This window comes from Streptomyces sp. NPDC021115 (assembly GCF_044333065.1).
Lineage (GTDB): Bacteria > Actinomycetota > Actinomycetes > Streptomycetales > Streptomycetaceae > Streptomyces.
This window is the reverse complement of the sequence record NZ_JBIRQF010000002.1, coordinates 416,087-441,071: the sequence shown is the minus strand read 5'-3', so window position 1 is coordinate 441,071 and position 24,985 is coordinate 416,087. Positions and strand designations below refer to the sequence as shown.

The window sequence follows — 24,985 nt, the reverse complement described above, 5'->3', positions numbered from 1 at the left end:
CGTGGACGAATTCGACTACGTGGTGGTGGGTGGCGGTACGGCCGGGTCGGTCGTCGCGGCGCGGCTGAGTGAGGACCCGTCGGTGACGGTGTGCCTGCTGGAGGCGGGCCCCTCGGACGTCGGCGACGACAACGTCCTGCGGCTGGACCGGTGGATGGCGCTGCTGGAGTCCGGCTACGACTGGGACTATCCCGTCGAGCCGCAGAAGAAGGGCAACAGCTTCCTGCGCCACGCCCGCGCCCGGGTGCTGGGCGGCTGCTCGTCCCACAACTCCTGCATCGCCTTCTGGGCGCCCGCCGAGGACCTGGACGAATGGGCAGGGACCGGCTGTACGGGATGGAGCGCCGAGGAGACGTTCCCACTGTTCCGGCGGCTGGAGAACAACGACGCGCCCGGGGACCACCACGGCCGGGGCGGCCCCGTCACCCTGCGCACCGTGCCGCCCCACGACCCGTGCGGGCGGGCGCTGCTGGCCGCGTGCGAGGAGGCGGGCATCCCACTCACGCCGTTCAACACCGGCCGGACGGTGGTGCGCGGCGCCCACTGGTTCCAGATCAACGCCCGCGAGGACGGCACCCGTTGCTCGGCTTCCGTCGCCTACCTCCACCCGGTCATGTCCGGCCGCCCCAATCTGTCCGTACGCACCGGGCTCCAGGCCAAGCGGCTGCTGCTGGACGCGGACCGGCGCTGCATCGGCGTGGACTACCTCGCCCCCGACCTCATCCACACCCACACCGTGCACGCGCGGCGCGAGGTCGTCGTCTCCTGCGGCGCCATCGACACCCCGAAGCTGCTGATGCTTTCCGGCATCGGGCCCGCTGACCAGCTGCGCGAGGTGGGCGTGGAGGTGATCGTGGACTCCCCCGGGGTCGGCGAGAACCTCCAGGACCACCCCGAGGGCGTCATCATGTGGAACGCCGAACAGCCCATGGTGCGCAGCTCCACCCAGTGGTGGGAGATCGGCATCTTCGCCGCCACCGAACCGGATCTGGACCGGCCCGACCTGATGTTCCACTACGGCTCGGTGCCGTTCGATCTGAACACCTACCGGCGCGGCTATCCGACGTCCGAGAACGCCTTCTGTCTCACCCCGAACGTCACCCGCGCCCGCTCCACCGGCACCGTACGGCTGCGCACCCGCGACTTCCGCGACAAGCCGAGGGTCGACCCCCGCTACTTCACCCACGACCACGACGTCCGCGTGATGATCCACGGCCTGCGGCTGGCCCGCAACATCGCCGCCCGCCCCGCCCTCGCCCTCTGGGCGGGCGCCGAACTCGCCCCCGGCCCCGACGTGGACACCGACGACGAGCTGTTCGCCTACATCCGCGACACCCACAACACCGTCTACCACCCGTCCTGCACGGTGAAGATGGGCGCCCCCGACGACGCCACCGCCCCGCTCGACCCGCGGCTACGGGTCAAGGGCGTGGGCGGCCTGCGGGTGGCCGACGGCTCGGCGATGCCGCATCTGGTGGCGGTCAATCCGTGCATCACGACGATGATGATCGGCGAGAAGTGTGCCGACATGATCAAGCACCCCCGGCCGTGAGGCATCTCGCCCACCGGTGGTAACTCCCCTGGCCAATCAAGGCGTTGGCACCGCGCGGCCACAGGATTCCCTTGAGCCCGCACACCCCCGGCGACCACTCTGATCGCACCTTCCGACAGGAGAGTCGGATGCGATGAGGGAGGAAGCCAGCCGATGCGAAGATTGCGTCGCCTCGTGGCCGTGGTGGGCGCCGCCGGGGTGGTGGCCGCCGCCATGGCCGCCCCGGCGGTCGGCGCCCAGCCGTCCCGGTCCGCCGCGAAGGCGCCACAGGCCGCCCCGCCGGTTCGTACGCAACAGCACACGGTCACCCTGATCACCGGTGACACGGTCACCGTCACCACCGGCCCGGACGGCAAATACGCCGTGGAGGTACAGCGGGCGCCGGGCCGCGAGTCGGCGGAGTTCGTGACCACCCAGCAGGACAAGGAGGTCAGCGTCGTACCCGTGGACGCGCTCCGGCTGCTGTCCAAGGGCCGCGTCGACGCGGACCTGTTCAACATCACCCAGCTCGTGAAGCAGGGGTACGACGACCGGAAGACCGGCTCGATCCCGGTCATCGCCACCTACCGCACCGACGGCGCGCACCCGACCCCCGAGGGCGCGCGCAAGACCTTCGCCCTGAGCAGCGTGGACGGCGCGGCGCTCAGCGCCAGGAAGGCCGACGCGGCCGACTTCTGGGCCGATGTCAGCCACGACAAGGGGTTACGGAAGCTCTGGCTGGACCGCAAGGTCAAGGCGTCGCTCGACGTCAGCGTTCCGCAGATCGGCGCGCCGGAGATGTGGAAGGCCGGACACGACGGCAAGGGCGTCAAGGTCGCCGTGCTGGACACCGGCATCGACGCCACCCACCCGGACGTCAAGGACGCGGTCGCCGACTCCAAGAGCTTCGTCCCGGACCAGAGCGTCAAGGACGGCCACGGCCACGGCACCCATGTGGCCGACACCGTCGCGGGCGGCGGCGCCGGGTCCGACGGGAAGTACAAGGGCGTGGCACCGGGCGCGAAGCTGCTGGTCGGCAAGGTGCTGAACGACGCGGGCGAGGGCTACTCGTCGTGGATCATCGAGGGCATGGAGTGGGCTGCCACGTCCGGCGCCAAGGTCGTCTCCATGTCGTTCGGCAGCACGGCGTCCGGCCCCTCGGATCCGCTGAGCGAGGCGGTCGACCAGCTGTCGGCGTCCTCCGGGGCGCTGTTCGTGATCGCGGCGGGCAACTCCGGCCCGTTCGAAGGGACCGTGGAGACCCCCGGCATCGCCGACTCGGCCCTCACCGTCGGCGCCGTCGACAAGTCCGACAAGTGGGCGACCTTCTCCAGCCGTGGGCCGCGCACCGGGGACTACGCGGTCAAGCCGGAGATCACCGCGCCCGGTGTGAACATCACGGCCGCCCGCGCGGCCGGTACGACCATGGGCACCCCCGTCAACGACCTGTACACCACGGCGAGCGGCACCTCGATGGCCACGCCGCACGTCGCGGGCGCGGCGGCGATCGTCGCGGAGGTCCACCCCGACTGGACCGGCCAGCAGATCAAGGACGCGCTGGCCAGCACGGCCAGGACCAGGGCGTCGGACGGTCCGTTCACCCAGGGCGACGGCCGGGTCGACGTACCGCGCGCGGCCACCCAGGACGTCTTCGGGACCCCGGTCCTCAACTACGGCCAGTACGCGTACGACGCCGACCAGGCCGACCCCAAGACCATCAAGTACACCAACGCCACCGACAAGCCGGTGACGCTGAAGCTGGCGTCCTCGGTCGACGGCGGCTCCCTCACCCTCGGCTCCGACACCGTGACCGTGCCCGCGAACGACGCCGTGAAGGTCCTGGTCACCGTCGACCCGGCCAAGGCGGCAGCGGGCCGCCACACCGGATACATCACCGCCACCGCCGACGACGGCGCGGGCGGCACGGTCAAGGTGACCACGGCCGTCGCCTACGAGAAGGCGGAGAAGCTCTACGACCTCGATGTCACGCTGCTGGACCGCGAGGGCAAGCAGTTGTCCGGGTCTGCGCTCTACACCCTCCAGAAGCTCAGCGACGCGAGCCAGAACCAGTTCGGCTTCGTCAGCGGCTCCGACACCTTCCAGCTGCCGCCCGGCACCTACTCCCTCGCCACCTGGATCCCGGTCTACGACAGCGGGAAGCGCGAGGTCGCGACGAGCGTCGTGGGTGATCCGCAGATCGAGCTGACGGGCGACACCTCCCTCACCCTCGACGCCCGCAAGGCCGTCGAGATCAAGCCACAGACGAACGAGAAGGACGTCGAACCCCAGGGTGTGACGACCTCCTGGCACCGGGAGCTGGCGGGCGGCAGCTCCTTCGGCCTGACCTACTCCATGGGCAAGTGGAAGAAGCACATCTACGCGGCGCCGACCGAGAAGGTCACCGAGGGCTTCTTCGAGTTCTACAGCCGATGGCGGCTGGCGAAGACGGAGCTGACCGCGCGCGTCACCAGCCCCGCGCGGGTCACCCTGAACCCGCAGTACGCGACCACGTACACCGGCTGGCCCGTCAAGATCGACGGCAAGCGGAAGGTGCCGGTGGTGTCCGCCGGGGCCGGTACGGCCGAGGACTTCGAGGGCCTGGACGTCAAGGGCAAGGCCGTGCTGGTGGGCCTGGCCCCCGACGGATGGCCCGACGAGGCGGTCATCAACGCCACCAAGGCGGGCGCCGCGTACGTCCTCGTCTACCGCAAGACCACGCTCGGCATGTGGATCACCGCGGTCGACAGCGCGACCATCCCCGTCATGTCGCTGCCCGGCGAGGAGGGCGACAAGCTGCTCGACCTGCTGGACGGCAAGTCCAAGGTGACCGTCGAGCTGGGCGGCACGGCCAACAGCCCGTACCTGTACGACGTGGTGCTGCCCGAACGGGACGCCATCGGCGAGAACCTGACGTACCCGCTCAACAGCCGCACCACCCACAAGGTCACCGCCCGCTACCACGGCCCCGGGAAGGGACACCTCGGCGCCGAGGCCACCCACACCTACCGCCCCTACCAGCTCTTCTCCGTGGAGGAGAAGTCCGAGATCCCGCTCGGCACCCAGCGCACCGAGTACTACAGCGCCGACCCCGACACCCGCGTATGGCGCACCGTCATGCAGGACTACGACGGTGGTGGACGGCAGTGGACACCACTGCGCACCTACGCGCCCGGGACGAAGGAGACCGCGAACTGGCTGTCGCCCGTCATCCGTCCCACCACCGCCGCGGAGTTCGGCGTCTCGCAGCGCGAGGGCGACCAACTCACCCTCGCCGTACCCGAGTTCTCCGACTCGGGCACCGGACACTACGGCTCGGCGGGCGCGGCCAAGGACGGTGTGGACGCGGTGAAGACCAGCCTCTACGCGAACGGCACGCTGATCGGTGAGGCACCGTACGGCTCGGGCACCTTCGCCGTACCGGCCGCGAAAGCCGACTACCGGCTGACCGTCGACGCGCGGCGCACCGCCGACTGGTCGGCGTACTCGACCAGGACCACCACCCAGTGGGACTTCGCCTCCGCGCACACCGCAGAGGCCACCGCACTCCCCCTGCTCTCCCTCGACTACGACCTCGGCGTCGACCTGCTCGGCCGCGCCAAGGCCGGACACGGCTTCACCTTCGGCCTCACCCCGCGCCACCAGGAGGGCACTTCGGCCACCAAGCTACGCACCGTCAAGGCATGGGTGACCTATGACGACGGCGCCACCTGGAAGGCGGTGAAACTCACCCGCGCCGGCGCCGCGTACCGGGCCGCCGTCGACCACCCCCGGCTCGGCGCCACCAACGGCTTCACGGGCCTGCGCGTCCAGGCCACCGATGCCGACGGCAACCGAATCGATCAAACGGTCATTCGCGCATATGGCCTGAAGTAGGCCGAAACCCTTCCTTCGGCTGTAACGAACACCGTCTAGCGTGCCGTTGTTTGAATCGTTGCATCGACACGCTGGAGCCGCCGGAAGTGGACAGCAGAGCAGCATCCGCACCCGACGAGACCTCTGCCGCGCCCCCGAGCCCCTGGGCCGCGGCAGGGGTCTCCGACTTCGACGAGACGCTGTACCACGCGATCCTCCACCAGCCCGACGCGGGCGTCACCGGCTGGGCGGAACTGCTCCGCACCTCCCCCTCCCGCATCCGCCGCGGCTGCGCCCGGCTCCTGAGCCTCGGCCTCCTCCAGGCGCCCGACTCCACGGGCGGGCTCCGTCCCGTCGACCCCCGCATCGCCGTACGGGCCCTCATCCGCAAACGCGAAACCGAATCGGAACTCCTCGCCGCCACCGCCGAGGACCTGGCCAAGGTCTACGCGGCCGGGCTGCTGCGGGCCGAACCGTCCGGGCTGATCGAAGTGGTGCACGGCGAAGGCGCCAACGCGGCACGGCTGGAAGAGCTGTACGCCCGGGCCGAACACGACATCTGCCTCTTCGACTCCCCGCCCTACCTCGCGCCGCTCACCCCGCAACTGGACCTCCAGAGCGAGGTGCTGCGCCGCGGGGTCTCCTACCGCACGATCTACTCCGTCTCCTCCCTGGAGACACCCCAGCTCCTCGCCTACGCCGAAGGCATGGTCGCCCTCGGCGAACAGGCCCGGGTGCTCCCCACCGTCCCCATGAAGCTCCTGGTCGTCGACGGCCGCTGCGCGATGCTCCCACTGACCAGCACGGACGCGGGTCCCGGCTACTGCGCCGTGATCGTCCGCCACTCCGCCCTCACGGACGCGCTGCGGACCCTCTTCGAAACCCTGTGGCAGCAGGCCACCCCACTGAGCGGCGTACGCGACGAGAGCCCCGAAGACCTCACCGAAGCGGACCGCGACCTGGTGGATCTGCTGGCGGTGGGCATGAAGGACGCGGCGATAGCCCGCCACCTTGGCATCAGCCTGCGCACCCTGCGCCGCCGCGTCAGCGCCCTCCAACGCCGCCTGGGCGCCCGAGGCCGCTTCCAAGCCGGCGCCCGAGCCGCCCACCGAGGCTGGACCTGACCCCGGTCCCCCACCGGCCGTTCCGGGGGCCCGGGGGTCTCGGGGGCCGGGGGCTTGGCCCCCGGGGTCGGGACCCCGTCAGCGCCACTGGGGCGTCGTGCCGCCCGCCCTGGGGGCCACCGCTTCGATCTTCTCGCGAATCTCCCGCATCACCGCCACGATCCGCTCCTCCCGCCCCTCCTCCAGCCGCGCCGTCGGCACCGAGCAGCTGATCGCGTCCACCGCGGGCGCGTCGTACCGCAGGGCGAAGCCGAAGCCCACGATGCCGGTGACGCCCTCCTCGCGGTCCACCGCGTAGCCGCGCTCCCTGGTGCGCGCCAGGTCGGCGACCAGGGAGGCCCGGTCCCGGTGGGTCTTCGGGGTCAGCGGTTCCAAGGGGCCGTCCGGCAACGGGAGTCCGTCGTCAGGGCGCTCGGCGAGGAGCGCCTTGCCGAGGGCTCCGGCGTACGAGGGGAGGCGGCGCCCCACTCGGCTGAAGGGCCGCAGGTATTCGTGCGACTCACGCGTGGCGAGGTAGACCACGTCGCCACCGTCCAGCCGCGCGAAGTGAATCGTCTCGCCGAGCGCGTCGGACGCCTCGTCCAGATAGGGCCGCGCGACCCGCACCCGAGGGTCGCTGTCCAGGTAGCTGGTGCCGGTGAGCAGGGCCCGGATGCCGATCCCGTACAGGGAGCCGGTCACATCGGTCCGCACCCACCCGCGGTCGATCAGCGTCTGGAGCAGCGCGTACATGCTGCTGCGCGGCACGTCCAGTTCCTCGGCCAGCTCCCGGAGCCGGGCGGGCTGGTCGCCGCGGGCCGCGAGCAGTTCGAGGAGCTGCACGGTGCGGCCCGCCGACTTCACTTCGCGTACGCCACCGGTTTCCGCCATGGGTCGCATCGTAATCCGCGGCACGCCGCCGACGTCCCGCCTATTGACGCCCCCGCGTGCACATTCCTAATCTCTATCTTCATACGTAGACGCCATCTACATAGGGAGACGAGTCATGACGGCCCTCACGGCCGATGCGGCGACCACTGCGGCCCGGCTGCGCGACGGGATGGCGAGCGGCGTGCTCTCGTTCCCGCTGACCAGCTTCACCGGCGGCAAGGGCGACCAGGGCAGCAAGGGGGACACCGCGCTCGACCTGCCCGCGTACCGCGACTACCTCGCGACGCAGATCGAGACCGCCCCGGGCGCGATCTTCCCCGCGTGCGGCACGGGGGAGTTCTTCTCCCTGGACGAGGACGAGTACCGCGAGGTCATCACCGCGGCCGTCCGCGAGGCCGACGGCCGCCTGCCGGTCGTGGCGGGCATCGGCTACGGCTGGGCGCAGGCGGCCCGGTTCGCCCGGATCGCGGAGGAGGCGGGCGCGGACGCCGCGCTCGTCCTGCCGCACTACCTGGTCAAGGGTCCGCAGTCGGGGCTCGTCGAACAGGTCCGGCAGATCGCCGCCCGCACCCGGCTGCCGCTCATCGCGTACCAGCGCGACCAGGTCGCGTTCACCATCGAGGGCCTGCGCGAGCTGGTCACGATCCCGGGCGTGATCGGGCTCAAGGACGGGCACAGCGATCTGGACCGGCTCCAGCGCCTGAAGCTGGCCGCGCCGGACGACTTCCTGTTCTTCAACGGCGCGGCGACCGCCGAGGTCCAGGCCCGCCCGTACGCCAGCATCGGCATCACCGCGTACTCCTCGGCCGTACACGCCTTCGCTCCCGAGATCGCGAGCACCTTCTTCACCGCCCAGCGCGACGGCGACGACGCCACGGTGGAGCGGCTGCTGCGTGACTTCTACGTACCCCTGGTCGAGCTGCGCGACCGCGTCCCCGGCTATGCCGTCTCGCTGGTCAAGGCGGCGGCGCGGCTGCGCGGACGGCCGGTCGGCCCGGTGCGCGCACCGCTCACCGACCCGGGACCGGACGACCTGGCCGACCTCGACGCCCTTCTGACCACCGGACTCGAACTCGTGGGAGCCGCACGATGACGCAGACGACGCAGGCGCAGAATCTGACCATCACCGAGGTACGGCTGACGCCCATCCTCGTCGCCGACCCGCCGCTGCTGAACACCCAGGGCGTCCACCAGCCCTACACCCCGCGGCTGATCATCGAGGTGGTCACCGGGAACGGCACGACCGGCATCGGGGAGACGTACGGCGACACCAAGTACCTCGAACTCGCCCGCCCGCTGGCCGAGAAGCTCCCCGGCCACAGCGTGACCGACCTCAACGGGCTGTTCACCCTGGCCGACGAGGTCGCCGTGGACTCCTCCCGGGTCGAGAACTCGGTCGACGTCGGCGGCCTGCGCGGCGTCCAGACGGCGGACAAGCTGCGCCTGTCGATCGTGTCCGGCTTCGAGGTGGCCTGCCTGGACGCCTGGGGCAAGGCGACCGGACTGCCCGTGCACGCGCTGCTCGGCGGCAAGGTCCGCGACCGCGTCGAGTACAGCGCGTACCTCTTCTACCGCTGGGCCGAGCACCCGGAGGGCGTCGCCTGCGAGGCCGACGACTGGGACGCGGCCGTCGATCCGGCCGGGGTGGTCGCCCAGGCCGAGCGCTTCTCCCGCGACTACGGCTTCACCTCCTTCAAGCTCAAGGGCGGCGTCTTCGAGCCCGACCAGGAGATCGCCGCGATCCGCGCGCTGGCCGAGCGCTTCCCCGGCCAGCCGTTGCGGCTGGACCCCAACGGCGCCTGGTCCGTGCCCACGTCGCTGCATGTGGCGGAGGAGCTGCGGGACGTCCTGGAGTACCTGGAGGACCCGACCAGCGGTACGCCAGGGATGGCCGAGGTGGCCAGGACCGCCGGGGTCCCGCTGGCCACCAACATGTGCGTGACCACCTTCGCGGAGATCCGGGAGGCGTTCACCCAGGGCGCGGTGCAGGTCGTCCTCTCCGACCACCACTACTGGGGCGGGCTGCGCAACACCCGCGAACTGGCCGCCATCTGCCGCACCTTCGGCGTCGGCCTGTCCATGCACTCCAACACCCATCTGGGCATCAGCCTGGCCGCCATGACCCATGTCGCGGCCACCGTGCCCAACCTGGACTACGCGTGCGACAGCCACTACCCGTGGCAGTCCGAGGACGTGATCACCGAGCGCCTCACCTTCCGCGACGGCCGTCTCGACGTCTCCGACGCCCCCGGGCTCGGCGTCGAGCTCGACCGCGACCGGCTCGCCGTACTGCACCAGCGCTGGCTGGACGACGACGGCACGATGCGGGACCGCGACGACGCCGCCGCGATGCGGGTGGCCGACCCCGAGTGGGTGACCCCGACGATTCCGCGCTGGTAGTCCGTTTTTCCGGACCGGTCCGGGCCGCTGAGGGGGCGGCCCGGACCACGTGCGCACTGCACCTTGACGCCACACCTTGACGTTGAACCGATTCATCGCTTCCATCGTGACCGCACCCCGCACCTGGGAGCGCTCCCAGGACCACCCCCTCCGCGAGAGGACCCCCTCCCATGCGCAGACTCTTAGCGTTTGTCATGGCCACGACTTTGTTAGTGCTGGGGCTGAGCCTCAGCACCGCCCACGCCGCCACGCCCGCCCCCACCAGCGCCCTGGGGAACGGCTCGGTGACCGACCCGAACATCGTCTACACCGGCCGCTGGGACCTCAGCTCCACCACCGCCGCCGTCCCCAACTGGACCGGCGGCTACCTCCAGACCGCGTTCACCGGGACGACGGTCAAGGTCAAGGCCCGGAACGCGGTGAACTTCTACGCCAGCGTCGACGGCGGCGCCGACGTCTTCTACGCGGGCGTCAAGGGCACCGTCAACCTCACCCCGACGCCCCTCCCCCAGGGCAACCACACCCTCCGCGTGTCCTACCGCTCCGGCGACACCGTCTTCCAGGGACTGGTCCTCGACGCGGGCGCGGGCACCACCGCCCCGCGCGTGCCCGGCAAGCTCATCGAGTTCGTCGGCGACTCCATCACCGCCGGTGCCCTCACCGACCGGCTCGCGCTCGACTCGTACGGCTGGAAGACCGGCGAACAACTCGGGATGCGCCACACCCAGATCGCCCGCGCGGGCTACTGCCTGGTCGGCAAGGACGGCTGCGTGGGCCTGGCCGCCCAGTTCTTCAAGACGGCCTCCACCGGCGACCAGAGCTGGGACTTCTCCCGCTACCAGGCCAACGCCGTCGTCATCAACCTGGGCACGAACGACATCGGGCACGGCGTCACCGGACCCGAGTTCCAGTCGGCGTACACCACCCTCCTCCGCGACATCCGCGCCAAGTACCCGAACGCCTCCCTCTTCGCCGTCCAGACCCTCAAGAAGCGCTACCTGACGGAGACCAAGGCGGCCGTGAGCGCGCGCAACGCGGCGGGTGACGCCAAGGTGAGTTACGTCGACACCACCGGCTGGCTCACCGACGGCACGGACTACGAGGACGGCAACGGCCACCCCAACGAGGCGGGCCACACCAAGTTCGCGAACCGCCTGGCCCCGATCGTCTCCGCGAAACTCGGCTCCGCAGCCCTGAAGGCCGCCGCCCCCGGCCAGCCGGGCGACCCGAACATCAAGTTCAGCGGCCGCTGGGACACCCAGACCTCCGCCACCGCCTACACCCCGTACTGGGCGGGCGCCTACTTCCGCACCGGCTTCACCGGCCGCACGCTCAAGCTCAAGCAACGCAACGCCATCGACCTGGGGCCAGCATCGACGGCGGCCCCGCCACCTTCTACGACGAGGCCAAGGGCACGGTGAACCTCACCCCCACCCCGCTCGCCGCCGGAAACCACACCCTCCAGGTCAACTACCAGGTCATCGCGGGCAGTTACCACGGTGACGCGGTCTTCCAGGGCCTGACCCTCGACAGCGGCGCCACCACCTTCACCCCGGCCACCCCGAAGAAGCTGATCGAGTTCGTCGGCGACTCCATCACCGTCGGCACCACCACCTCCCAGAACGCCCGCACCGCCTACGGCTGGCTCATCGGCGAACGCCTCGGCGCCGACCACACCCAGATCGCCCAGGGCGGCGCCGCGCTCGTCGACACCGCGGACGACCGGATGAGCCTGGAGCAGCAGTTCACCAAGCTCAACCCCAACGCCGCCACGCCCTCCTGGGACTTCTCCCGCTACCAGGCGAACGCCGTCGTCATCAACCTCGGCACCAACGACGTGGGCCGCGGCGTGAGTTCGGCGCAGTTCCAGGCGTCGTACGTAAGCCTCCTCCGCAAGGTCCGCACCGCCTACCCGGGCGCCTGGATCTTCGCCCTGCGCACCTTCAGCGGCCGCTTCGGCACCGAGACCAAGGCCGCCGTCACCGCCTTCGGCGACGCCCGGGCCTCCTACGTCGACACCACCGGCTGGCTGTCCAGCGGCGACCTCTCCGACTCCGTTCACCCCAACGACCAGGGCCACCGGACCGTCACCGACCGCCTGGCGCCCCTCGTCTCCGCCAGGCTCGGCGGCTGAGTTCCGCGGCCGTCAGTCGTTCAGCAGGGTTCCTATCGGTGGCACTCAGTGCCATAGTGCCGGGATGAGCTCCCCACTTTCCGCGGGTGCATCGCAGGCTTGGGCGGCACTGGGTGCAGACACTTCCCTGCTCGACCGGGTGTCCTACGGCGGTCCGTCCGGAGGACTGCCGGCGCGGCTGCCCGTCATGGAGCTGGCGCGGGCCACCGTCGCGGTGTGCTCGCTCGCGGCCGCCGAGCTCACTTCCGTACGCACGGGGCGGCCCGTCCCCCGAGTGCGGGTCGACGACGAGGCAGTGGCGACCGCGTTCCTCAGCGACCGGCTGGTGCGGGTCGACGGGCGGGCGTGGTCGGCCTTCGCGCCGCTGTCCCGGTTCTTGCGGGCGGCCGACGGATGGGTCCGTACACACGCCAACTACCCGCACCACCGGACCCGGCTGCTCGCCGCTCTCGGGGTGCCGGGGGACGCCGGCGAGGAGGCGGTGGACGCGGTGGCCAGGGCGATCGCGGGGAGTACCGCCCTGGAGGTGGAGGAGACGGTGTACGCGGCGGGCGGTCTGGCCGTTGCGGCACGCGGCCCCGAGGAGTGGGCCACGAGCGAGCAGGGGCCCTGGTCGCGGGGCAGCCGCTGCTGACGACGGCGCGCGTCGGCGACGCCCCGGGCCGGGTGCTCGGTGACGCCGCGCTGCCGTGCGCGGGGCTGCGCGTCCTGGATCTGACCCGGGTGCTCGCCGGGCCGGTCGCCACCCGGACGCTGGCGCTGCTCGGCGCGGACGTGCTGCGGATCGACGCCCCGCATCTGCCGGAGAGTCAGGAGGCCCACAACGACATGGGGATGGGGAAGCCCTCGGCCACCCTGGACCTGGGCGACACCACCGACCGCGGGTCTTCGAGGAGCTGCTCGACGAGGCGGACGTGGTGGTCACCGGTTACCGGCCGGGCGCGCTGGACCGGTTCGGGCTGACGCCCGAGGCGCTCGCCGGGCGCCGTCCGGGTCTCGTGATCGCCCAGCTGTCCGCGTGGGGCCGCTACGGGCCGTGGCACGAGCGGCGCGGCTTCGACAGCCTGGTCCAGGTGGCCACCGGCATCGCCGAGCTGGAGGGCGCACCGGACTCGCCCGGCGCACTGCCCGCCCAGACGCTCGACCACGGCACCGGCTATCTGCTGGCGGCCGGGGTGCTGCGTGCGCTCACCGAGCAGCACCGCGCGGGCGGCACTCGGCTGGTCCGCCTGGCCCTGACGCAGACCGCGCACTGGCTGGTCCACGACCTGGCCCCCACTCCGGGCGAGGACGACGGCTTCGACGCCGGGCGCCGGCTGACCGAGACCGACAGCCCCATGGGCCGACTGCGGCACGCGCTGCCGCCGGTGTCGTACGAGCAGGGCCCGGTGAACTGGGCACGCCCGCCAGGCTTGTGGGGCACGGACGCCCCGGTCTGGGTTGACGGAGCTCCCGTCTCCGGCCGAAGACGGATGACCACCCCGCGCTGCCCCGTCAGACTGGCCTCTTACTGTTACTCCTCGCGCGAAGGATGTACGTAATGCCTGTGCTATTGCTGAATGACGACGATGTACGCACTCACCTCGATGCTCCAACCGCCATCCGCGTCGTACGGGACGCTCTCATCGCTGCGCATGAAGGCGTTCTCCACGCGCCACCGCGGGTCCACGCTGACCTCGGGGACGGCCACCTGGTGTTCACGGCAGGACATCTGCGCACGGAGAAACTGTTCGGCTTCCGCGCTTACGACACCCTCGTCGGAGCGGAACAACTGGTGGCCCTGTGGAGCTGTGATGGCGGTCAACTCCGGGCCGTGGTACACGGCGATGAGCTGGGCGCCCGGCGAACCGGTGCTATTGGCGCCGTAGCGGTGGACACCGCGGCAAATCCCGGACCGATACGGCTCGGGCTGGTGGGAGCAGGTGCGCATGCCTGGACACAGCTGTGGGCCATCCGCGCAGTGCGGCATGTGAAGGAGGCCACGGTGGCGGCCCGCAGACCAGAACGCGCGGAAGTGTTCGCCCAGCGGGCTGCCGAGGAATTGGGGGTCAGGGTACGGGCGGTGCCTACTGCGGAGGAAGCAGTGCGTGATCACGATGTCGTGGTCATCGCCACGAACAGCACGGCGCCCGTGCTGGATGCGGACTGGATCGCGCCAGGGACGCATGTGACGACACTCGGGCCCAAAACGGTCTCGCGCCATGAAGTGCCTGCGGCCTTGGCAGACCGAGCTGGCGCGCTCCTTACCGACTCCCTCGCCCAGGCGGCCGGCTACAGCGAGCCCCACGTCCTCCCCGCCGACCGGATGGTGGACCTGGGCGCCGTCTTGGCTGGCGCTACGACCGGCCGTACCAGCCCTGACCAGATCACCATCTTCTGCTCTGTCGGTCTCGCCGGCACGGAGGTCGCTGTCGCTGCCGCGCTGTGGGAGGCAGCGCGGCAAACGCAGCCCAGCCGGCAAGCGTGATCATTAGCGCGCAGCGGCGAATCAGCGAAGGAAGCGAATCACGCTGCTCCCTCCCATGGCTCCATTGGCGAGATCACGTTCTCAGGGCGTGTGACCCACTCCTTGCCGCCGTTCGGCGGCCTCAGGAACGCGAGCCGAACCGGCTCCTTGGGGAGATGTCCCGGCTGGCTGCCGTCGATGTAGTCCACCACGTCCATCATCTGGTCAGCGAGTCGAGACACGTACCCGCCCTCATCGTCCGTACTCAGCAAGCATGGCTTGCCGTCGTCCGTCGTCCAGGGGAGTAATCGGGGCACGTCCGCAGTAGCTAGCCGGCAATGCCAAGATGAGCTGCCATGCTCCGCATCTCTTCCGTCAGCGTCCGCTTACGGGCCTTGAGAATGTCTCCCATCACGCACCGCGCCATGGGCTGGTGCGTAATCCACACGTCACCTGTTTCACGAAGGCCGACAAGCTCATCCATGGCGCCTTGATGGGACCCAAGAAGAACATGAGCACGGGCAACGTCCAGCCGGTGACGTCCCCAGTTGTTCGCGCTCAAACGGCCACAGTTCTTCACCGCCTTGGGGCTGAGCGGGCCTTCGTCAGCCCGATGCAGAACACCACGCGCATCACCGACGAGGGCCAGATCCTCAACAGCTTTCGCCTCAACAGTGACTGGGCCGAACCCACCCCAATGCGACGGGAAATCGGCGTGTTCTCGTTCCAGTGCCCCTCCAGCGGTAGCCGCCATTCGTCGGGCATGAGTCGCCTCATTCGGCCGGTCGTTCCTCCGGGCAGCAGCGGCTGCCCTGAGCCACAGTTCCCCCCAGACGGCAAGCTGCGCGGGTGTCGCCCGAGACATGGGCGGTTCGATTTCCGCGGCCGTCTGCGCCGCAAGGTGTTCGCTCTCGTCAAAGCGGTCTTGCCGGAGCAGCAACCAACACAGCCCCACAACCCCCGTTGAGGCCAGTTGAGTTTGCCCCGCCTCACGGGCAAGCCGGATCGCCTCCGCGAGCGCGTAGTAGGCCATGTCGTACTGCCGCACCTGCGTCAGGTACTTCCCCGTAAGTAGCAGCGCATGAGACCGCGCGATCATCGCATGTTGCCGCTCTTCACCCTCAAGGATCGACACCGCAGCCTCAGAGGAACGCAGCAAGCCGGGGAGCTTCCGGGCAACGGACGTGTACCGGTCGGCCTGGTAGAGCGCGTGACCGTCCTGTACGCGCTGCCGGATACTGGAGGGCTCCTCAGCCTCACCAGGCTCTGACAAGGGTGCAGCGAGCCCGATAGGGGGCATGAGGGCGCGCCTCAGCTCGGCGAGGTGTCGGCGGTTCGCCTCATCCTGCGGGCCGACAACCGGCTCAGGGGCCTCGCTGGCGAACAGGGCAGAAGTGGAGACCCCCCAGCGCGGCAGCAAGAGCGGCAAGGGTGTCCATGGACACGTGCCCGCCCTGCTCGACCTTACGGATCGTGCTGAGGGAGAGATCAGCCCCTTCGGCTAGCCCCTCTTGTGTCAGTCCGGTGGTGCGCCGGAGCCTCTTGATGTTGTCTGCCAAACCTGCGGACATCAGCACTGACGGCTGGGGCTGAGCGCGCCGGTCGGCGGGCTGAGAGGATGACGCGATCACAACAGAAGGAGAGTGGTGTGCATGATCGTGGTCCTCTTGGCCGGTGTCCTCGTGCTCGTCGTGGGAGGGTGCGTCTGCGTCTTCTGGGCGGCGCGGGGTGGCGCTCCGCGGTGGGTGCGGGGGGTGTCCAGGGTGACCCTGGCGGCGAGTTCGGTGACCAGGACCGCGTCGAAGCGCGGCAACCGGAGTTCGGGTCAGAACACGGGGGACGACTCGGACGGTTGAGCGCGGCATTCCATCAGGCGGCGAGAAACGGCCTCAGCAAGCCGAGCAGCGCCTCGGGGCGGTCGAGCGGGATGATGTGGCCGCAGTCCTCGATGAGGTGACCGGTGAGGTCGTCGGCGAGGGGCCGCACTTGCGCTTCGAGTGCGGTGCCCACCGGGTGGGCTCCGATCGTCATCGTGGGCATGGTGAGGCGGCGGCCGCCGTCCGCCTCGGCCTGGATCTGCCGGGCGCTGGTGGCCAGGGCGCGGTAGGTGGAGAAGGCGCAGCGCAGGGCCTCAGCCCCGGTGTGGGCGCGGACGAAGGCGTCGCGGAGGGCGGGACGCACCCCACGGCCGAGGGTGCCGGAGTCGAGGAACCAGTCGATGTAACGCGCTTCGTGGCCGGTCAGTACGGACTCGGCGAGGCCCGGTTCTGCGTGGAAGCCGAACCACCAGGGTGTCCCGCCCGCGAGGAACCCTTCGGCGCCCGGCAATCTGCCGAGCAGCGACTCCATGAGCACCAGCCGTCGGACGAGTTCGGGACGGCGCATGGCGAGCAGGAAGGCGGGTGGGGTTCCCGCGTCGATGGCCACCACGGACGCGGAGGTCTCGCCGAGGGCTTCGAGCAGCGCTTCAGCGTCGGTGGCGAGGGTCCGGGCGTCGTAGCCGTCCGCGGCGCGATCGCTCGCGCCGATGCCGCGCATATCCGGTGCGATGACGCGGTGTTGCGTGGCGAGGTCGTCGAGCACGTCGGTCCACAGCTGCCAGGTGTGCGGGAAGCCGTGCAGCAGCAGGACGGCGGGGCCTTCGCCGGCGAGGGCGACGTTGAGGGTGACGCCGCCCGCCGTGACGCGGCGCAGCTCGACGGCGGGGTGCGGGGTGACGGGCACGAGGGCTCCCAGGTGGTAACCATTGGTGACAAGGGAACGCTAAGTCCCTAGACTGGGCCCGCCAAGACCGTACTTGTCCCTCAGGTGGTGAGCTTCAGGTGACCTCCTCCCCGGCGGGGCCCGCCTCCGAGGGCGCGCGCGGCGATGTGTTCAGCCCGCAGTGCCCGACCCGCCGCCTGCTCGACCGGATCGGCACGAAGTGGACGTCGATGGCCATCAAGGTGCTGGCGGAGGCGTCGCCGGACGAGGTGCGCTTCGCGGAGTTGCGGCGCCGGATTCCGGGGGTTTCGCAGAAGATGCTCTCCGCCACGCTCCAGAGCCTGACCCGCGACGGCCTGGTCGGCCGCCGGGTGGAGCCAACGGTGCCGCCGCGCGTGCACTACCGGCTCACCCCGCTGGGGCTTTCGCTGGAGGGACCGCTGGCCGCGGTCCGGGCTTGGGCCGAGGAGCACATGGCGGAGATCGACCGTGCCAACCGGCTCAGTCAGGAGCTCGATCAGAGGTCACCCTGACGACGCGGCGCGCAGCAGGCGGAGTTGGCCGATCTCGGTGGCGTTCTTCATGAGTTCGGAGTTCACCCAGCCGATCATGTGGGCGACGGTGTGCTGCGGGTCGTTGTCCCACGGGAACGGGGCCGTGGCGTCCAGCTCGGCGTCGCCGAGCCCGTCCAGCACCGCCAGCCAGTCGTCGCGCAGACCGCGCAGCCACTCGATGGCCGCCTTCCCGCCTCCCGGCCATACGATCTCGGTCCGCTCCCGGGGCGCCCGCCCCCGGGCGTGGTCGATGGTCACGCTCCACCACCAGCCGATGTGCCAGCTCACCCAGCCGATGGTGGGAACCGGAACGGGATCGGGTTCGCTGTCGGCCCAGTCCGGCACCCAGGTCCCGTCGGCGGCCTGGCGCATCGTCCAGCAGTGGGATGCGGGCTCCCAGAGGAAGTCCCCGGGCTCCAGCCGCTCCAGGTGGTACTCGAAGAGGGACCAGGTCAGGTCGAACTGCCAGCGCAGGAGATCACATCGGGAAGCACTCATCCGCCGACCCTGACACGCCCTGGTACACCTGAGGAAATGGTTATCCGGGCAGGCCCGCGGGGCGGGTTTGAAAGCAGGGCAAACCGGTACCCGGGGGCCATGCGATGGGGATACACGATGATGACCGAGCAAGCCGGTCCGCGTCAGCTCGTGGCGGACGTGGTCCGGGCCGAGGAGGTCGGCTTCGACTTCTCGGTGACCTCCGACCACTACTTTCCGTGGCTCGATTCCCAGGGGCACTCCCCCTACGCCTGGAGTGTGCTCGGGGCGGCCGCACAGGCCACGTCGCGGATCCCGCTGACGACGTTCGTCACCTGCCCGAGTGTGCGCTACCACCCGGCGGTGGTCGCGCAGAAGGCCGCGACGATGCAGTTGCTGTCCGAGGGCCGGTTCCGGCTGGGCCTGGGGTCAGGTGAGAACCTGAACGAACACGTCGTGGGCACGCGCTGGCCGTCGGCGGACATCCGGCAGGAGATGCTGGAGGAGGCCGTCGAGATCATCCGCAAGTTGTTCAAGGGCGGCTACGTCAACCACCGGGGCACCCACTTCGACGTCGAGTCCGCCAAGCTGTGGGATCTGCCCGACGAGGCGCCGCCCATCGGGCTGGCCGCCTCCGGCGAGAAGTCCTGCCGTCTCGCCGGGCGGCTGGCGGACATGCTGATCGCCACCGAGCCGAAGCCGGGGCTGGTGGACGCCTTCGAGCGGCACGGTGGCGGCGGGAAGCCGCGCATCGGCCAGCTGCCGATCGCGTACGACCCCGACCGGGACGCGGCGGTCGCCCGGGCCCATGACCAGTTCCGCTGGTTCGGCGGCGGCTGGAAGGTCAACTCCGAGCTGCCGGGCCCGGCCTCCTTCGAGGGCGCCACGCAACACGTACGGCCCGAGGACGTGGCCGCGTCGCTCCCGTGCGGCGATGACGTAGGGGAGTTCGTGGACAAGCTCCGCCCGTTCGTGGACGCGGGCTTCACGGACGTGGCGCTGGTCCAGATCGGCGGGGCCCATCAGGGGCCCTTCTTCGACTGGGCCGAGAAGCAGCTGCTGCCCGCGCTCCGGGAGCTGTAGCCGGGAGTGACGCCAGTGACACCAGCCGGGCCGCGGGATTTCCGCGGCCCGGCCGTCGTTTATGAACATCTCCCATGACGTGTCCGGGATATGGAATCCGGGCCGTCGCTTCTTGACCAGCCGGACTTTCGCCTGCTTGTATCGATGCCATGAAGCGACAGGACCTCACGCGGCGACGCCACGTCGACCTTGCGCGTGTCTCCAGCGCGTCCTGTTGTTGTCGGGCCTGAGCGAACACGCCGCCCCTTCTCTTCCTCAGCACCCCTGATCCGACCACGCACGGTCCAGGGCTGTTTCCTTCCGGCCGCCGCCGCCATTCCGCGTAACCCCTCCCCCCATTCCTGTCGCGCGGCGACCGTATTCACGTGTGCCTGAATGCCCGTATTCACGCTCCGGGAGTTCCTCCATGTCCGCACATCCCCCTGCCGAATTCCGCAACGACCCGCTCCAGTTCGCCTATTGGGTGCCCAATGTCAGCGGTGGTCTGGTCACCAGCAAGATCGACCAGCGCACCGACTGGGGCTATGACTACAACCGCGAGCTGGCCGTGCTCGCGGAGAACAACGGCTTCGACTACGCCCTCAGCCAGGTGCGGTACATGGCCAGCTACGGCGCCGAGTACCAGCACGAGTCGACCAGCTTCAGCCTCGCGCTGCTGCTCGCCACCCAGCGGCTGAAGGTCATCGCCGCCGTCCACCCGGGGCTGTGGCATCCAGGTGTCCTGGCCAAGCTGGGCGCCACCGCCGATCAGCTGTCGGGCGGGCGGTTCGCGGTGAACGTCGTCAGCGGCTGGTTCAAGGGCGAGTTCACCGCGCTCGGCGAGCCCTGGCTGGAGCACGACGAGCGCTACCGCCGCGCGGAGGAGTTCATCAGCGCGCTGCGCACGATCTGGACCGAGGACCACGCCGAGCTGGCCGGGGACTTCTACCGGATCCGAGACTTCTCGCTCAAGCCCAAGCCCCTCAACAGCGCCGAGCGCCCGCATCCGGAGATCTTCCAGGGCGGCAACTCCACCGCGGCCCGCGCCATGGCCGGGCGGGTGTCCGACTGGTACTTCAGCAACGGCAAGGACTTCGACGGCGTCACCGAGCAGATCCGGGACGTCCGCGCCTCCGCCGCCACCGCGGGCCGCACCGCTCCCCGCTTCGGCCTCAACGCGTTCCTCATCGCCCGGGACACCGAGGCGGAGGCCCGCGACACGCTGCGCGAGATCGTCGCCAAGGCCGACACCGACGCCGTGCACGGCTTCCGCGACGCGGTACAGCAGGCGGGGCAGTCCACCTCCGACGGCAAGGGCATGTGGCAGGACTCCTCGTTCGAGGACCTGGTGCAGTACAACGACGGCTTCCGCACCGGGCTGATCGGCACGCCCGAGCAGATCGCCGAGCGCATCGTCGCCTACAAGCGGCTCGGCGTCGATCTGTTCCTGCTCGGCTTCCTGCACTACCTGGAGGAGGTCGAGTACTTCGGCAAGCGGGTGCTGCCGCTCGTGCGCGAGCTGGAGGCGCAGCAGCCGGACCCCCAGCCCGCGCCCGCCCTCATCTGATCCCCGCAACCACGCCCGGAAGGGAACGCACATGAGCACCGCCACCCGCACCGACTGGCAGACCCGTCCCCGCCCCACCGACGCCGACGGCTGGATCGGGCGCGCCGCCGAGGTCGCCGGTGTCCTGGCCACCGACGCGGCCGCCCGCGACCGGGCGGGCGCCACTCCGTACGCCGAGGTCCGGCTGCTGAAGGACGCGGGCCTGGTCACCCTCCTCGGGCCCGCCGCGCACGGGGGCGGCGGGCAGGACTGGACGACCGCCTACCGCGTGGTCCGGGAGATCGCCAAGGCCGACGGCTCCATCGGCCAGCTGCTCGGCTACCACTATCTGTGGAACTGGGCCGCCCGGCTGGTCGGCACCCGCAAGCAGTGGGAGCAGGTCGAGGCCGACGCGGCCCGCAACCAGTGGTTCTTCGGTGGCGCGGTCAATCCGCGCGACAACGACGTCGTCGTGCGGGACGAGGGCGACACCCTCACCTTCACCGGCCACAAGTCCTTCTCCACCGGCAGCAAGGTCTCCGACGTCACCGTCCTGGAGGGCGTCTTCGAGGGCACCGACCGCCATGTGTTCGCCATCGTCCCGTCCGACAGCGAGGGGCTGACCTTCCACGACGACTGGGACAACATCGGCCAGCGGCTCACCGAGAGCGGCAGCGTGACGCTCGACGGTGTACGCGTCCCCTGGGCGGCCGCCGCGGGCTACGTGGACAAGGAGTTCCAGCCCCGCGTCTACAACACGCTCAACGTGCCCACGATCCAGCTGGTCTTCGTCGCCTTCTACCTGGGCATCGCGGCCGGGGCGCTGGAGACCGCCGCCGTGTACACCCGCACCAAGTCCCGGTCCTGGCTGCACGGCGGGTTCGACGCGGCGGTCGACGAGCCGCATGTCATCGACACCTACGGCGATCTCACCGCCAAGCTGTGGGCCGTCGAGGCGCTCGCGGACACCGTGGCGGCCGAGGGGCAGCGGCTGCACGAGGACCCGGACGCGGTCACCGAGCAGGACCGCGGCGAGTTCGAGGTCAGGGTCGCCGCGGTGAAGGCGCGGGCCACCGATGTCGCGCTGGAGGTGACCAGCCGCATCTTCGAGGTCACCGGGGCCCGCGCGACCGCCGCCACGGAGGGTCTGGACCGCTTCTGGCGCAACGTACGCACCCACACCCTGCACGACCCGGTGGCCTACAAGCGGCGCGAGGTGGGCCGCCATGTGCTGACCGCCGAACTCCCCCAGCCCACCTGGTACTCCTGACCGCCACTTGTTTGAAAGGGGTCTTCATGGCCACCGTCCTGTCCATCTCCGGCTCGCCCTCCGCCACCTCCCGCACCGGCAAGCTGCTGCGCCACCTCGATGCCCGGCTCGCCGACCAGGGCCATGAGGTGGTCCCGCTGGACGTGCGCACCATCCCGGCCACCGCGCTGCTCGGCGCCGACTTCGCGCATCCGGACATCGTCCGGGCCAGGACGCTGGTCGAGCAGGCGGACGGGGTCGTGGTCGGCACCCCCGTCTACAAGGCCGCCTACTCCGGGCTGCTGAAGTCCCTGCTGGATCTGCTGCCGCAGTACGCGCTGGCGGGCAAGACCGTGCTGCCGCTGGCCACCGGCGGCAGCACGGCCCACGTCCTGGCCATCGACTACGCGCTGCGGCCGGTGCTGTCCTCGATGGGCGCGGCGCACATCGTGCAGGGCTGGTTCACGCTCGACAAGGACATCAGCGCCACCCCCGACGGCGGAGTGATCGTCACTCCGGGCGCGGCCGAGGCGCTGGAGCAGGTCGTCGACCAGTTCTCCGTGGCGCTCGGGTCCAGGCCCCTGCTGGCGGCGGCGAGCTGACGGCCGCCATGACGTCCCATCCCACAGCTTCTCCCGCAACCGCCCACCGCATCGCCGATGACGCGGAGGCCCTGGAGGTGGCCGCGAAGCTCGCCGAGGAGTTCCGTACGGGCGCGGCCGGGCGCGACGCGGACCGCGCCCTGCCCCGCGCCGAACTGGACCGGCTGTCCGCTTCCGGGCTGCTGGCGATCACCGTCCCGCGCGAACACGGTGGCGCGGACGTCTCGGCGGTCACCCTCGCGGAGGTGTTCCGGCTGCTGGCGGCCGCCGACGCCAGCCTCGCCCAGATCCCGCAGAGCCACTTCGTGTACCTCAATGTGCTGCGCCGCCAGGGCACGGACGAGCAGCAGGCGTATCTCTTCGCCGAGGTGCTGGCGGGCAGGCGGTTCGGCAACGCCCAGTCGGAGGCGGGGACGAAGCACATCCAGGACATCCGCACCCGGCTTGAGCCACGCCCCGACGGCTCGTACGCGCTGACGGGCGTCAAGCACTACTCCACCGGCGCGCTGTTCGCCGACTGGATCCCGGTGCTGGCACGCGGCCGGAACGAGGAGCTGTACGTGGCGTACGTGCCGCGCGAAGCGCCGGGCGTGACGGTCGTGGACGACTGGGACGGCATGGGGCAGCGGACGACCGCCAGCGGCACCGTACGGCTGGAGGGCGTGTCAGTGCCCGCCGACCGCGTGGTGCCGCACCACCTCACCTTCCGTGGTCCCCAACTGCACGGCGCCGTGGCCCAGTTGCTGCATGCCGCCATCGACGCGGGGATCGCCTCGGGCGCGCTCGCGGAGGCGGTGGCGTTCGTCCGCACCAAGAGCCGTCCGTGGTTCGAGAGCGGCTTCGAGACGGCCGCCGAGGACCCGCTGCTCATCCAGCGGTTCGGCGAACTCGCCATCCAGGTGCGATCGGCGGAGGCGCTGCTGTCCGCCGCGGCGCGGTCGGTGGACGCCGCCCGCGCGGATCTCACCGACGACACAGCGGCCGAGGCGTCGATCGCCGTGGCCACCGCGAAGGTGTCGGCGGGCGCCGCGGCGGTGGAGGCGGGCAGCGCGCTGTTCGAGGTGTCCGGCACCCGCTCGGCGCTGGACTCGCTCAACCTCCACCGCCACTGGCGGGACGCCCGTACCCACACCCTGCACGACCCACCCCGCTGGAAGGTCCAGCACATCGGCCGCTACGTGCTGAACGGCACCGCGCCGCCCCGGCACGGCCTTCTGTAACACCCCCTGTCACAGCCCCGATTGGAGCCGCACACCATGTCCCTCACCTTCCACTGGTTCCTGCCCACCAACGGCGACAGCCGCCATGTCGTCGGCGGCGGCCATGGAACGCCCGTCACCGCGGCCGGTGGCGACCGTCCACCGTCCGTCGGCTACCTCACCCAGATCGCCCGCGCCGCCGAGGACCTGGGCTTCGTCGGGGCGCTGACGCCGACCGGGGCATGGTGCGAGGACGCGTGGCTGACGACCGCGATGGTCAGCCAGCACACCGAGCGGCTGAAGTTCCTGGTGGCGTTCCGGCCGGGCTTCGTCTCCCCCACGCTCGCCGCGCAGATGGCCTCGACGTACCAGCGGCAGACCGGCGGTCGGCTGCTGCTGAACGTGGTCACCGGGGGCGAGACCCATGAGCAGCGGGCGTACGGCGACTTCCTCGACAAGCAGGCGCGCTACGAGCGCACCGGTGAGTTCCTGGAGATCGTGCGCGGGCTGTGGGACGGCAAGACGGTGGATCTGGCGGGCGACCACCTCCAGGTGGCGGACGCGTCCCTGGCCCGGCTGCCCGACCCGGTGCCCGAGGTGTACTTCGGCGGCTCCTCCCCCATCGCCGGTGAGGTGGCGGCGCGCCATGTGGACGTGTATCTCACCTGGGGCGAACCGCCCGCGCAGGTCGCGGAGAAGATCGCCTGGATCCGGGGCCTTGCCGCCAAGGAGGGCCGCAAGATCCGCTTCGGCATCCGGCTGCACGTCATCACCCGCGACACCAGCGAGCAGGCGTGGGCGGAGGCGCAGCGGCTGCTGGACGGCTTCGACCCGGAGACGGTGAAGTCCGTGCAGGCCGGGCTCGCGCGCAGCGAGTCCGAGGGGCAGAAGCGCATGCTGGCACTGCACGGCGGTGGCCGGGACGGGCTGGAGATCCACCCCAATCTGTGGGCGGGCATCGGCCTGGTGCGCGGCGGTGCCGGTACGGCGCTGGTCGGCAGCCATGCGGAGGTGGCGGAGCGGATCGCGGAGTACCACCGGATCGGGATCGACGAGTTCGTGCTGTCCGGCTATCCGCATCTGGAGGAGGCGTACTGGTTCGGCGAGGGCGTGCTGCCGCGCCTGCAGCAGCAGGGGCTGTGGTCGCATCCGGCGCGTCCCACCGCCGCCGCACAGCCCGCCGCGCAGGTGCCCTTCGCGGGCTCCGGGAGCCGATGATGGCCCAGGTGATCGCCA

21 protein-coding genes and 1 pseudogene are annotated in these 24,985 nt (G+C 70.6%); 17 read left to right on the top strand and 5 right to left on the bottom strand.

All coding sequences use genetic code 11. The features are described 5' to 3' along the window. The first annotated feature begins 1 nt into the window (after position 1). From ACH4TL_RS07620 to ACH4TL_RS07610, 3 genes are all read left to right on the top strand, one after another. Positions 2 to 1,552 carry a GMC family oxidoreductase gene (locus ACH4TL_RS07620; RefSeq protein WP_398310400.1) on the top strand — a complete coding sequence of 517 codons (1,551 nt, stop codon included), beginning with the start codon at positions 2 to 4 and terminating at the stop codon, positions 1,550 to 1,552. 153 nt (positions 1,553 to 1,705) lie between these two features. Then, positions 1,706 to 5,404, top strand: a complete 3,699-nt coding sequence (locus ACH4TL_RS07615; RefSeq protein WP_398310403.1) for a S8 family serine peptidase — start codon at positions 1,706 to 1,708, stop codon at positions 5,402 to 5,404. A gap of 50 nt (positions 5,405 to 5,454) precedes the next feature. Continuing rightward, entirely contained in the window at positions 5,455 to 6,507 is a 1,053-nt protein-coding gene (locus ACH4TL_RS07610; protein ID WP_398425185.1) for a helix-turn-helix transcriptional regulator, read from the top strand. 78 nt (positions 6,508 to 6,585) lie between these two features. On the opposite strand, the gene ACH4TL_RS07605 is transcribed toward ACH4TL_RS07610, so the two are convergent. Continuing rightward, on the bottom strand, positions 6,586 to 7,377 hold the full coding sequence (locus ACH4TL_RS07605) for an IclR family transcriptional regulator (protein WP_398310409.1): 792 nt from the start codon (positions 7,375 to 7,377) through the stop codon (positions 6,586 to 6,588). Positions 7,378 to 7,492: 115 nt separating this feature from the next. Between ACH4TL_RS07605 and ACH4TL_RS07600 the strand changes: the two genes are divergently transcribed. The 6 genes and pseudogenes from ACH4TL_RS07600 (at position 7,493) to ACH4TL_RS07575 (ending at position 14,378) form a co-directional block, all read left to right on the top strand. Further along, positions 7,493 to 8,470 carry a 5-dehydro-4-deoxyglucarate dehydratase gene (locus ACH4TL_RS07600; protein ID WP_398310412.1) on the top strand — a complete coding sequence of 326 codons (978 nt, stop codon included), beginning with the start codon at positions 7,493 to 7,495 and terminating at the stop codon, positions 8,468 to 8,470. Further along, positions 8,467 to 9,777 (top strand): glucarate dehydratase family protein, encoded by a 1,311-nt coding sequence (locus ACH4TL_RS07595; RefSeq protein ID WP_398310415.1) that lies wholly within the window; start codon positions 8,467 to 8,469, stop codon positions 9,775 to 9,777. Before ACH4TL_RS07600 ends, ACH4TL_RS07595 begins: the two co-directional genes overlap by 4 nt. 194 nt (positions 9,778 to 9,971) lie before the next feature. Continuing rightward, complete coding sequence (locus ACH4TL_RS07590) at positions 9,972 to 11,198, top strand: GDSL-type esterase/lipase family protein (protein ID WP_398310418.1); 1,227 nt, start codon at positions 9,972 to 9,974, stop codon at positions 11,196 to 11,198. Then, positions 11,195 to 11,911 (top strand): SGNH/GDSL hydrolase family protein, encoded by a 717-nt coding sequence (locus ACH4TL_RS07585; RefSeq protein WP_398310421.1) that lies wholly within the window; start codon positions 11,195 to 11,197, stop codon positions 11,909 to 11,911. Before ACH4TL_RS07590 ends, ACH4TL_RS07585 begins: the two co-directional genes overlap by 4 nt. Before the next feature lie 64 nt (positions 11,912 to 11,975). Next, positions 11,976 to 13,350 (top strand): annotated as a pseudogene (locus ACH4TL_RS07580) (CoA transferase); the annotation flags it as partial. Between the two features lie 92 nt (positions 13,351 to 13,442). Beyond that, on the top strand, positions 13,443 to 14,378 hold the full coding sequence (locus tag ACH4TL_RS07575; protein WP_398425183.1) for an ornithine cyclodeaminase family protein: 936 nt from the start codon (positions 13,443 to 13,445) through the stop codon (positions 14,376 to 14,378). Positions 14,379 to 14,685: 307 nt separating this feature from the next. Here the strand turns inward: ACH4TL_RS07575 and ACH4TL_RS07570 are convergent, their stop codons facing one another. Both ACH4TL_RS07570 and ACH4TL_RS07565 read right to left on the bottom strand, forming a co-directional pair. Further along, on the bottom strand, positions 14,686 to 15,516 hold the full coding sequence (locus ACH4TL_RS07570) for a transcriptional regulator (protein WP_398310430.1): 831 nt from the start codon (positions 15,514 to 15,516) through the stop codon (positions 14,686 to 14,688). Between the two features lie 205 nt (positions 15,517 to 15,721). Next, positions 15,722 to 15,928 (bottom strand): helix-turn-helix transcriptional regulator, encoded by a 207-nt coding sequence (locus ACH4TL_RS07565; protein ID WP_398311583.1) that lies wholly within the window; start codon positions 15,926 to 15,928, stop codon positions 15,722 to 15,724. A gap of 81 nt (positions 15,929 to 16,009) precedes the next feature. On the opposite strand from ACH4TL_RS07565, the gene ACH4TL_RS07560 reads away from it, so the two are divergent. After that, positions 16,010 to 16,213: a hypothetical protein gene (locus ACH4TL_RS07560; protein ID WP_398310433.1), complete on the top strand. Its 204-nt coding sequence runs from the start codon at positions 16,010 to 16,012 to the stop codon at positions 16,211 to 16,213. Between the two features lie 13 nt (positions 16,214 to 16,226). Here ACH4TL_RS07560 and ACH4TL_RS07555 read toward each other — a convergent pair whose 3' ends face one another. After that, the gene (locus ACH4TL_RS07555) at positions 16,227 to 17,081 is read right to left on the bottom strand and encodes an alpha/beta fold hydrolase (protein WP_398310436.1); all 855 of its coding nucleotides are present in this window, start codon (positions 17,079 to 17,081) and stop codon (positions 16,227 to 16,229) included. Between the two features lie 98 nt (positions 17,082 to 17,179). Here ACH4TL_RS07555 and ACH4TL_RS07550 point away from each other — a divergent pair, with 98 nt between their 5' ends. After that, complete coding sequence (locus ACH4TL_RS07550) at positions 17,180 to 17,593, top strand: winged helix-turn-helix transcriptional regulator (RefSeq protein ID WP_398310440.1); 414 nt, start codon at positions 17,180 to 17,182, stop codon at positions 17,591 to 17,593. On the opposite strand, the gene ACH4TL_RS07545 is transcribed toward ACH4TL_RS07550, so the two are convergent. Continuing rightward, entirely contained in the window at positions 17,585 to 18,112 is a 528-nt protein-coding gene (locus tag ACH4TL_RS07545) for a DinB family protein (RefSeq protein ID WP_398310442.1), read from the bottom strand. The two genes, ACH4TL_RS07550 and ACH4TL_RS07545, sit on opposite strands and share 9 nt — an antisense overlap. Before the next feature lie 99 nt (positions 18,113 to 18,211). Between ACH4TL_RS07545 and ACH4TL_RS07540 the strand changes: the two genes are divergently transcribed. From ACH4TL_RS07540 to ACH4TL_RS07515, 6 genes are all read left to right on the top strand, one after another. After that, positions 18,212 to 19,174 carry an LLM class F420-dependent oxidoreductase gene (locus ACH4TL_RS07540; RefSeq protein WP_398310444.1) on the top strand — a complete coding sequence of 321 codons (963 nt, stop codon included), beginning with the start codon at positions 18,212 to 18,214 and terminating at the stop codon, positions 19,172 to 19,174. Between the two features lie 406 nt (positions 19,175 to 19,580). Continuing rightward, positions 19,581 to 20,720, top strand: a complete 1,140-nt coding sequence (sfnG, locus tag ACH4TL_RS07535) for a dimethylsulfone monooxygenase SfnG (RefSeq protein WP_398310447.1) — start codon at positions 19,581 to 19,583, stop codon at positions 20,718 to 20,720. Positions 20,721 to 20,751: 31 nt separating this feature from the next. Then, on the top strand, positions 20,752 to 21,969 hold the full coding sequence (locus ACH4TL_RS07530; RefSeq protein ID WP_398310450.1) for an acyl-CoA dehydrogenase family protein: 1,218 nt from the start codon (positions 20,752 to 20,754) through the stop codon (positions 21,967 to 21,969). Positions 21,970 to 21,995: 26 nt separating this feature from the next. After that, the gene (ssuE, locus tag ACH4TL_RS07525; protein WP_398310453.1) at positions 21,996 to 22,550 is read left to right on the top strand and encodes an NADPH-dependent FMN reductase; all 555 of its coding nucleotides are present in this window, start codon (positions 21,996 to 21,998) and stop codon (positions 22,548 to 22,550) included. Positions 22,551 to 22,558: 8 nt separating this feature from the next. After that, complete coding sequence (locus ACH4TL_RS07520) at positions 22,559 to 23,770, top strand: SfnB family sulfur acquisition oxidoreductase (RefSeq protein WP_398310456.1); 1,212 nt, start codon at positions 22,559 to 22,561, stop codon at positions 23,768 to 23,770. A gap of 36 nt (positions 23,771 to 23,806) precedes the next feature. Continuing rightward, on the top strand, positions 23,807 to 24,967 hold the full coding sequence (locus ACH4TL_RS07515) for an LLM class flavin-dependent oxidoreductase (protein ID WP_398310459.1): 1,161 nt from the start codon (positions 23,807 to 23,809) through the stop codon (positions 24,965 to 24,967). Positions 24,968 to 24,985: the final 18 nt, after the last annotated feature.

Coding starts and splice junctions, on each gene's coding strand:
- ACH4TL_RS07575 (WP_398425183.1), top strand. CDS start 13,443: ATGTACGTAATGCCTGTGCTATTGCTGAATGACGACGATGTACGCACT.
- ACH4TL_RS07545 (WP_398310442.1), bottom strand. CDS start 18,112: ATGAGTGCTTCCCGATGTGATCTCCTGCGCTGGCAGTTCGACCTGACC.
- ACH4TL_RS07600 (WP_398310412.1), top strand. CDS start 7,493: ATGACGGCCCTCACGGCCGATGCGGCGACCACTGCGGCCCGGCTGCGC.
- ssuE (WP_398310453.1), top strand. CDS start 21,996: ATGGCCACCGTCCTGTCCATCTCCGGCTCGCCCTCCGCCACCTCCCGC.
- ACH4TL_RS07595 (WP_398310415.1), top strand. CDS start 8,467: ATGACGCAGACGACGCAGGCGCAGAATCTGACCATCACCGAGGTACGG.
- ACH4TL_RS07515 (WP_398310459.1), top strand. CDS start 23,807: ATGTCCCTCACCTTCCACTGGTTCCTGCCCACCAACGGCGACAGCCGC.
- ACH4TL_RS07590 (WP_398310418.1), top strand. CDS start 9,972: ATGGCCACGACTTTGTTAGTGCTGGGGCTGAGCCTCAGCACCGCCCAC.
- ACH4TL_RS07565 (WP_398311583.1), bottom strand. CDS start 15,928: ATGTCCGCAGGTTTGGCAGACAACATCAAGAGGCTCCGGCGCACCACC.
- sfnG (WP_398310447.1), top strand. CDS start 19,581: ATGTCCGCACATCCCCCTGCCGAATTCCGCAACGACCCGCTCCAGTTC.
- ACH4TL_RS07530 (WP_398310450.1), top strand. CDS start 20,752: ATGAGCACCGCCACCCGCACCGACTGGCAGACCCGTCCCCGCCCCACC.
- ACH4TL_RS07615 (WP_398310403.1), top strand. CDS start 1,706: ATGCGAAGATTGCGTCGCCTCGTGGCCGTGGTGGGCGCCGCCGGGGTG.
- ACH4TL_RS07520 (WP_398310456.1), top strand. CDS start 22,559: ATGACGTCCCATCCCACAGCTTCTCCCGCAACCGCCCACCGCATCGCC.
- ACH4TL_RS07605 (WP_398310409.1), bottom strand. CDS start 7,377: ATGGCGGAAACCGGTGGCGTACGCGAAGTGAAGTCGGCGGGCCGCACC.
- ACH4TL_RS07540 (WP_398310444.1), top strand. CDS start 18,212: ATGCGATGGGGATACACGATGATGACCGAGCAAGCCGGTCCGCGTCAG.
- ACH4TL_RS07560 (WP_398310433.1), top strand. CDS start 16,010: ATGATCGTGGTCCTCTTGGCCGGTGTCCTCGTGCTCGTCGTGGGAGGG.